Below are 1,626 nucleotides of genomic sequence, written 5' to 3' on the forward strand. Positions count from 1 at the left end.
ACTAAACCAGCCAATAGTTTGTCAATATTTATTAATGAAAACTAAAAATAGTTCATGCTATACTTATTTGTGCATGCCAAATAACCTTTCAAATCTCTTTGTTTGGAAAGGTTTAGGCTCTTTGGTTATATTTTTGAACTAGGCCAGATCTTGGAAATCTGTTTTACTTTTTAAAAGTGCATAAATCCACTGTAAGAGTTTATTTGCACATGCTATCACAGCTACTTTAAATGGCTTTCCTTCTTCGCGTTTCTTATCATAAAACTCTCGTAACCTCTTATTTCGAGGAATGAGTTCATCTGTCGTTTTTTTCTTGCGACAATCACGTATGGCACATTTAACGGCCATATATAAGGCGTGTCGTAGTCTACTGGAACCTCTTTTGGTAATCCGATTCAAAGTGCCTTTGAATGTACCAGATTCAAAAACACTTGGATCAATTCCTGCAAATGCCACTAGTTTTTTAGGGTGATTAAACCGATCAATTTCCCCGATTTCAGAAATAATCGTTGCCGCGATTTTCTCGCCGATACCGGGGATTGATTGGAGAATCTTATATTCTTCAATACTTTTCGCTAAAGCATCTATTTCATCTTCAAGGTTGGATAGATGTTTTTTGTATTCAAGAAGCATATTTATATACATATTCATGCTTAAGGTAAGGCTATTGTATAAGGTTTTCTGAAATGGGTTACGACCTGCGGAAGCCTTCAATTTTTCGGACTGACTGTTTGCCCATTTCTGCGAACGGCTTTTACATAATTCTTTTATTTTGATTGCGATTGTTTCTTCACTAGTTGCCAAAACTTCTTCTGAAGTAGGGAATGCTTCTAGTGTTAGTAATGAAACGTCTGAATACAAGTCTCCAAAAACCCCACAGTATTCAGGAAATACTTGATCTAAAACGGATTGGAATTGTAGTTTAGTTTGTACGTACATTCCTGTAATATTTTCATGCTGTCTGGTAAGGTTACGTAGATTTAAGAGTTGGATTCCTCTTTGTTTATAAGGCTCTAGGTCCTCTTTATAAAACATCTCGCAGAGATGACGAGCGTCTATAATATCAGTCTTTACTTTACGTAAACTTGAGCTCTTTGCTCGATACGAAACGAGGGGATTAACCATGATTAATAAATATCCTCTGTCTTCGAAAAATTGAACAACTGGTACATGATAATGGCCGGTAGATTCCAAAACAATTGGGGGCCTTTCTCCAGAAACCTCTTCTATTTCTCTAATAAACTCTAAAAGAGATGTCAGCCCTTCAAGTGTATGTGCTACTTTAAAGCTCTTTTTGTACGGTTGCTTTTTATCCAAGAATGCTTGAACCTGACTTTCACCTTTTGCGACATCCAGACCAATAACTGGATTCATCATTATTTTCCTCCTTGTTTTACAATTAACCGGTAACCCCTATTCCTCCATGTAGTATCATAGCTTCGCTTGTTATACGAGATCAGAGTCCCAACCAGCCTCAATCATGTTTCTACAAGTAGGGGGCGAACTGTTTAGTTGACGGGATCACTAGCCCCACGGGTGCTTACGTTCTACCCCGGCTACCGCTATCATATATCGATATAAAAAATGGTCAACCAGAAAAATCTGGCTGACCTTATAATACGAACG

General features: G+C 37.5%; 1 protein-coding gene. It reads right to left on the bottom strand.

Annotated elements, in window-relative coordinates:
* Positions 1–138: 138 nt before the first annotated feature.
* Positions 139–1,374 (bottom strand): IS110 family RNA-guided transposase, encoded by a 1,236-nt coding sequence (locus tag ACHUE4_RS16575; protein WP_394192066.1) that lies wholly within the window; start codon positions 1,372–1,374, stop codon positions 139–141.
* Between the last annotated feature and the right edge of the window lie 252 nt (positions 1,375–1,626).

The organism is Paenisporosarcina quisquiliarum, assembly GCF_043641925.1.
GTDB classification, from domain to species: domain Bacteria; phylum Bacillota; class Bacilli; order Bacillales_A; family Planococcaceae; genus Paenisporosarcina; species Paenisporosarcina quisquiliarum_A.

What these genes read in the sequence shown, in the direction of transcription:
- ACHUE4_RS16575 (WP_394192066.1), bottom strand. Translation starts at nt 1,374, where the DNA reads ATGAATCCAGTTATTGGTCTGGATGTCGCAAAAGGTGAAAGTCAGGTT.